Here is a 4,241-nt window from a genome sequence, read left to right on the forward strand (position 1 = left end):
GGGTCTCCGCGCGGCGGGGGCGCTGTAACATTGAAACAAAAGTGTCATGTGGCGCGCCTACGGCAAGTCTGAGCAAGAATGCTCAGGGCCACAGATTCGGGTTTCATGAACGCATCGATTACCATGTCCGGCGCCGCTTCCGGCGTCGGCGGTTCCAAGCCGGCCGGGCGGCCCGATCTTGACCGCGGCCTGGGCCGGGTGGGGATGATCGCCTTCGTCGGCGCGATCGCTGCGGCCGTCGTCTATGTCGCCTGGAGCATCTATTCCGACGCTGCGGCCTCGGGCGTGCAGCCGACGACCTACCTGCCGTTCGTGCTGCTGTTCGTGGCGCTGCTAATCGCGCTGGGCTTCGAATTCGTGAACGGCTTCCACGATACCGCGAACGCGGTGGCGACGGTGATCTACACCAACGCCATGCCCGCGCACGCGGCGGTGGTGTGGTCTGGCTTCTTCAATTTCCTGGGCGTGCTGCTGTCTTCCGGCGCGGTCGCCTTCGGCATCGTTTCGCTCCTGCCGGTGGAACTGATCCTCAAGGTGGGGTCCAACGCCGGTTTCGCGATGGTGTTCGCGCTGCTGATCGCGGCGATCGTGTGGAACCTCGCGACGTGGTGGTTCGGCCTGCCTTCGTCCAGCTCGCACACGCTGATCGGTTCGATCATCGGCGTCGGCGTCGCCAATGCGCTGCTGCATGGCAAGAGCGGCACCTCGGGCGTGGATTGGGGCAAGGCGACCGAGATCGGTCAGGCGCTGCTGCTGTCTCCGCTGATCGGCTTCGGCGTGGCCGCTCTGCTGCTGCTGGCGATGAAAGTGCTGGTGCGCAACCGCGCGCTCTATGCCGAACCGAAGGACGGCGTGCCGCCGCCGTGGTGGATTCGCGGGCTGCTGATCTTCACCTGCACCGGCGTCAGCTTCGCGCATGGCTCGAACGACGGGCAGAAGGGCATGGGCCTGATCATGCTGATCCTGATCGGCACGGTGCCCACCGCCTATGCGCTGAACCGCGCCGTGCCCGATCGCTACATGGCGGAGTTCCATGCCAATACCGTGGCCGCCGCCGGCGTGCTGGGTGCGCCCGGCGCTTCCGGGACCACGGCCGGCACCACGCCCGCACAGGCCCGCGAGGCCATCACGCGTTACATCGCCGACCGCAAGTTCACGCCCGCCACGCTGCCGGCGCTGGGCGTGCTGATCCGCGATGTCGACACGCAGGTCAGCGAATACGGTTCGCTGGCCAAGGTGCCGGCCGCCGCCGTGGGCAATATCCGCAACGACATGTATCTCGCTTCGGAAGCGATCCGCTGGCTGGGCAAGGACAAGAAGGCCGCCCTGCCCGAAGCGAGCGCCAAGGCGCTGTCCGCCTACAAGGGCTCGCTCGACGCTGGCACCCGCTTCATCCCGACCTGGGTGAAAGTGGCTGTCGCCGTGGCGCTGGGGCTGGGCACCATGGTCGGCTGGAAGCGCATCGTGGTGACGGTGGGCGAAAAGATCGGCAAATCGCACCTGACCTATGCGCAGGGCGCTTCGGCCGAACTCGTGGCCATGGGCACGATCGCCGGCGCGGACATGCTGGGCCTGCCGGTTTCGACCACGCACGTCCTCTCCTCCGGCGTGGCGGGCACGATGGCGGCCAACCGGTCGGGCCTGCAGATGGGCACGATCCGCAACCTGCTGATGGCCTGGGTACTGACGCTGCCAGCCTCGATCCTGCTCTCGGGCGGGCTTTACCTGCTGTTCCACGCGCTCGTCGGATAGCGCGGCGGCGCGGGAGAGAAGCCCCGCGCCACCTTTGGCTTCAGAACCGCTCGCCGACCATTTCCTCGCTCTTCGCCCAGAGCGCGCGGGCGTTGTCCGGATCGAGCGCGTAGGAACGCACGCCTTCGGACACCGGGCTGATGAGTCCGTCGGTCACTTCGGAAACGTGGCAGTTCTCGCAATAGCGCCCGCCGACCTCGTCCGCACTGGCGACCACGCCGGCCCAGACCGAGGTCGCCGCGCCCTGCGGAATGGTCTTCCAGGCGAACGGCGGCTTTCCTTCCGTCGCCAGATCGGCGTTGATCTGTTCCACCAGCGCATCGAGCGCGTCCTGGCCCATATGGCGGCCCAGTTCGGTGTTGATGCCGCCCGGATGCAGCGCGGTGGCGCGTACGCCGCGATCCCGGTGGCGGCGGTCGAATTCCACCGCGAACAGCACGTTCGCGGTCTTCGAGCGGCCATAGGCTTCGAAGGGCGTATACGGCGTGCGATCGAAGTTGGGATCGTCCAGATCGACGTCGGAGAAGCGGTGGCCCGACGAGGCGACGGCGACGAACCGGCCACCCGGCGCGATCAGCCCGGCGATGCGGTTGACGAAGACGAAATGGCCAAGGTGGTTGGTGCCGAACTGGGTTTCGAAGCCATCCGCCGTCTTGCCCAACGGCGTGGCCATGACGCCGGCGTTGGCGATGACGAGGTCGAACGGCCGTCCATCGGTGACGAGCGCGTCGGCCGCGGCGCGGACGCTGGCGAGCGAGGCCAGATCGAGCTCGATCAGGTCGAGCCCGCCACCGTTGGCGGCCTGTTCGCGCACCACGGCGGTCGCGGCTTCGGCTTTGGCGAGATCGCGCGCGGCGCCCACCACCTGAGCGCCATGCGCGGCCAGCGCGCGCGCGGTTTCGACGCCGAGGCCGGCGGAAACGCCGGTGACCAGCACGCGCTTGCCGGAAAGATCGACGCCGGTCAGCACGTCGTCGGTGGTGGATGTGGCTCCGAAGGTCTGGGACATGAAAGGGACTCCTGTTTGGGGCGCACCGCTCCCGCCGCCAGAAGGCCCATTGCCTGCCGCCGGTTGAGGGTATATGAAAGGGAGGGTTCCTCCGCTTTAATACGGAGGCACCCTCCGTTTATCAAGGGGCGTCGTGTGGCGACGGTCGAAAAAGTTTCCGGTGCCGAAGCCGGCCGGCGGCCGCGTGCCGATGCGGCCCGCAATCGCGCGCGGCTGCTGGATGCGGCCAAGGCGGTCTTCGCGGCGAAGGGCGCCGACGCGAGCCTGGAGGCCATCGCCCGCACGGCGGGGGTGGGAATCGGCACGCTCTATCGCCATTTCCCCACCCGCGATGCGTTGATCGAGGCGGTCTATCGCAACGAGACCGACCAGCTTGGCGAAGCGGCGCGGCGCTTGGCCGCCGAACTGCCACCGCTGCCGGCGCTGCGCGCGTGGATGCTGGCCTTCGTGGACTACATGGCGACCAAGCAGGGCATGACCGACCTGCTCAACGCGATGCCGGCCGGCCCAGGCCAGCTCTATGCGGCATCGGGCGCCGTGATGCGCGAGGCGATGGTCGCGCTGATCGGCCGGGCGGTGAACGCGGGCGAGATGCGGTTCGATGGCGATCCGTTCGATCTGCTGCGCGCGCTGGGCGGGGTCGCCAGCCTCGGCCGCGATGACGACTGCGATAATGAGGGCGATAACGGTGGCGGGGCGGCGGCACGCGCTATGGTTGACATCCTGATTGCCGGCCTGCGCGCGCCGCGCGCCTGAAGCTCAGCCGAGCGGAACGGTCTGCTCCGCCAGTGCGGCCATCGCCGGGCGGTGGCTGACGAGGATCAGGCCGCTGCCGCTCGTATCGAGCCAGTCGCGCAGGCGCATGACGAGCAGCGCCTCGGTTTCCGCATCCAGTCCCTCGCTCGGTTCGTCGAGCACCAGCCAGGGCCGGCCGGCCAGCAGCGCGCGGGCGAGCGCTATGCGGCGGCGCTGGCCGCCCGAAAGCCGCGCGCCATCGCCGCCCAGCCACTGGTCCAGCCCTTCGGGCAGTGCGCGCACCACGTCGTCGGCACAGGCGACGCGCAGCGCGTCCCACATGCGCGCTTCGTCGAGGCCCGGCGCGGCAAGGCGCAGATTGTCGGCAATGGAGCCGGCGATCAGCGGCGCGTCCTGCGCGGCGAGCGCGAACAGCGGGCGGCGGCTTTCGGGGGCGATGGCGGTCAACGGTATGCCGTCGATTGCCATGGTCTGCGGGGCATCGTCGCGCAGGCCGGCGAGCGTTTCGACCAGCCGCGTCTTGCCCGCGCCCGATCGTCCGGCGATGCGCAGCCGCGCGCCGCCGGTGCAGGCCGCACCGGCGATGGTCAGCGCTTTGCCCTTGATGTCCGGGCCGGTCGCCGCGGTTCCGTGTTGGGCCAGGCTGGCGAGGCGGTGGCGGGCGAGATCGACGCGCGGGGCCTGCATGTCGGTCTGCGCCAGCGCGGCCCAGCCTTCCAGCCCG

The 4,241-nt window shown here is 69.2% G+C and carries 4 protein-coding genes; 2 read left to right on the forward strand and 2 right to left on the reverse strand.

The genetic code is table 11. The features are described 5' to 3' along the window. Positions 1-123: 123 nt before the first annotated feature. On the forward strand, positions 124-1,752 hold the full coding sequence (locus B3547_RS09770; protein ID WP_292962563.1) for an inorganic phosphate transporter: 1,629 nt from the start codon (positions 124-126) through the stop codon (positions 1,750-1,752). 40 nt (positions 1,753-1,792) lie between these two features. Here B3547_RS09770 and B3547_RS09775 read toward each other — a convergent pair whose 3' ends face one another. Further along, positions 1,793-2,761, reverse strand: coding sequence for an SDR family NAD(P)-dependent oxidoreductase (locus tag B3547_RS09775; protein WP_292962554.1), 969 nt, complete (start codon positions 2,759-2,761; stop codon positions 1,793-1,795). Positions 2,762-2,896: 135 nt separating this feature from the next. Between B3547_RS09775 and B3547_RS09780 the strand changes: the two genes are divergently transcribed. Further along, positions 2,897-3,517, forward strand: coding sequence for a TetR/AcrR family transcriptional regulator (locus B3547_RS09780; protein WP_292962557.1), 621 nt, complete (start codon positions 2,897-2,899; stop codon positions 3,515-3,517). A 3-nt stretch (positions 3,518-3,520) separates the two neighbouring features. On the opposite strand, the gene B3547_RS09785 is transcribed toward B3547_RS09780, so the two are convergent. Further along, the coding region (locus B3547_RS09785) for an ATP-binding cassette domain-containing protein (protein ID WP_292962560.1) at positions 3,521-4,241 on the reverse strand (721 nt) is incomplete at its 5' end.

The organism is Novosphingobium sp. UBA1939, from assembly GCF_002336885.1.
Classification (GTDB): domain Bacteria; phylum Pseudomonadota; class Alphaproteobacteria; order Sphingomonadales; family Sphingomonadaceae; genus Novosphingobium.